3 protein-coding genes are annotated in these 2378 nt (G+C 72.0%); all 3 read right to left on the bottom strand.

Features of this window, described 5'->3' with window-relative positions; translation table 11 throughout:
- The coding region (locus AC27VN_RS39050; RefSeq protein WP_490880148.1) for a 3,4-dehydroadipyl-CoA semialdehyde dehydrogenase at positions 1 to 1201 on the bottom strand (1201 nt) is incomplete at its 3' end.
- Positions 1202 to 1349: 148 nt separating this feature from the next.
- Positions 1350 to 2090, bottom strand: a complete 741-nt coding sequence (locus tag AC27VN_RS39055) for an ABC transporter ATP-binding protein (protein WP_208510732.1) — start codon at positions 2088 to 2090, stop codon at positions 1350 to 1352.
- The coding region (locus tag AC27VN_RS39060; protein WP_490880149.1) for an ABC transporter ATP-binding protein C-terminal domain-containing protein at positions 2087 to 2378 on the bottom strand (292 nt) is incomplete at its 5' end. The genes AC27VN_RS39055 and AC27VN_RS39060, both read right to left, overlap by 4 nt.

Below are 2378 nucleotides of genomic sequence, written 5' to 3' on the forward strand. Positions count from 1 at the left end.
CCTCGATGTCGTGCACCGCGTCGTGCTCGAGCGGCTTGCGGCTCAGGAGCAGCGTGGGCGCGAAGAAGGCGCCCTCGGCCGTGCCCTCGCCCACCGGCGAGAAGCCGTCGCCGCCGCCGTACACCAGCTCGGCGCCCTTGCGCAGCTCGGCCACGCGCTCGGCCACGTCGGCCTGCTGCGCATGCGATGCCAGCGCGCCCATGCGCACTTCCTCGCGCGAGGGATCGCCCACCACCGTCTTGGCCAGCCGCGCGCGCAGGCGCTCGGCCACGGCGTCGAGATGCTGGCGCGGCACGATGGCGCGGCGGATGGCGGTGCACTTCTGGCCCGCCTTCACCGTCATCTCGCGCGCCACCTCCTTCACGAACAGGTCGAACTCCTCGTCGTCGGGCGTGACGTCGGGCGCGAGGATCGCGCAGTTGAGCGAGTCGGCCTCGGCGTTGAACGGGATCGACTGGCGCACCAGGTTCGGATGCACGCGCAGCTTGGCGGCGGTGTCGGCCGAGCCGGTGAAGGTCACGACGTCGGGGCCCTCGAGGCGGTCGAGCAGGTCGCCCGTGCCGCCGATGACCAGCTGCAGGCTGCCTTCGGGCAGGATGCCCGACTGCACGATCAGTCGCACCACGGCCTCGGTGAGGTAGCTGGTGGCGGTGGCCGGCTTGCCGATGCAGGGCATGCCCGCGAGGAAGCTGGGCGCGAACTTCTCGAGCAGGCCCCAGACCGGGAAGTTGAAGGCGTTGATGTGCACCGCCACGCCGCCGCGCGGCACCAGGATGTGGGTGCCCGCGAAGCCGCCCTTCTTGCCGAGCGGGAAGGCCGGGCCCTCGTGCACCAGGTTGCCCGAGGGCAGCTCGTTGCTGCCGATGCCCGCGTAGGCCGCGAGCGTGCCGGCGCCGCCCTCGATGTCGACCCAGCCGTCGGCGCGCGTCGCGCCGGTGTGGGCCGAGACGGCGTAGAGGGTTTCCTTGTTCGCGGCGATGTACTTGGCCAGCGCCTTGAGGCGTTCGGCGCGCTGCTGGAAGTCGAGCGCCATCAGCGCCGGGATGCCGACGCGGCGCGCATGGGCCAGCGCCTCGGCGAAGTCGATCGCCTCGGCGTGCGTGCTGGCGATGGCCTGGCCGTTGACGGCGCTGCGCAGCGACTGCGCGGCCTCGCGGCCGATCCAGCGGCCGGCGATGTAGCTTTGGAGGGTGGTGCTCATGGTGCTGGGTCCTTTGCTATCTCTGTGTTGGGCCTTCCCCTGCGGGGGAAGGTCGGGATGGGTGCAGCCCCGGAGCTCGAGGCTGCGCGGAGGTCGAGGCCTTCATGCCCCCACCCCGGCCCTCCCCGGCGGGGGAGGGAGGCATTGGTCAGTGGGCGTCGTCCTTCTTGCCGATGCCCAGGTAGGTATCGATGATCCGCTGGTCGTGCAGCAGCTCGCGCGCCGGGCCCTCGAGCGCCACGGCGCCCATCTCGAGCACGTAGGCGCGATCGGCCACCTGCAGCGCGGCGCGCGCGTTCTGCTCCACCAGCAGCACCGACACGCCGTGCTTGCGCAGCTGCGCCACCACGCGCAGCACCTCGCGCACCACCAGCGGTGCGAGGCCCAGCGAGGGCTCGTCGAGCATCAGCAGGCGCGGGCGCGCCATCAGCGCGCGGCCGATCGCCAGCATCTGGCGCTCGCCGCCCGAGAGCGTGGAGGCCATCTGCGGCCGGCGCTCCTTCAGGCGCGGGAAGATCTCGAAGATCTCGTCCATGCGCGCGCGCTGGTCGCGCTTGCCCTTGCGCCACTGGTAGAAGCCGCCGAGCAGCAGGTTGTCCTCGACCGACATCTCGCCGAACAGCTCGCGCCGCTCGGGCACCAGCGCCACGCCGCGCGCCACCATGGCCTCGACGCCGGGGCGCGCGATGCGCTCGCCCTGCAGCGACAGGCTGCCGGTGGAGGGCAGCAGGCCCATCGCCGCGCACAGCAGCGTGGTCTTGCCGGCGCCGTTCGGGCCGATCACGGTGACGATCTCGCCTTCGTTCACGTGCAGGCGCACGCTGTGCACCGCCTCCACCTCGCGGTAGGCGACGCAGAAGCCGTCGAGTTGAAGCAGGGGTTGGCTCATCGCGATGCGTCCTCGAGCAGTTCGTCGTCGGCGCCGCCGAGGTAGGCCTCGAGCACGCGCGGGTTGGCCTGCACTTCGGCGGGCGAGCCGGTGGCGATCACGGTGCCGAACTCGAGCACGGTGATGCGGTCGGCGAGGTTCATCACGAACTCCATGTCGTGTTCCACCACCAGGATGCCGAGGCCTTCGGCGCGCAGTTGGCCGAGCAGCTCGGACAGCGCGCGCTTCTCGAGGTGGCGCAGGCCGGCCGCGGGCTCGTCGAGCAGCAGCACCGAGGGCTGGCCCGCG

This window comes from Variovorax sp. 20P10.2.4 (assembly GCF_058244205.1).

Bases quoted from the DNA above. Each gene is read 5' to 3' on its own strand.
- AC27VN_RS39055 (WP_208510732.1), bottom strand. From the start codon at position 2,090: ATGAGCCAACCCCTGCTTCAACTCGACGGCTTCTGCGTCGCCTACCGC.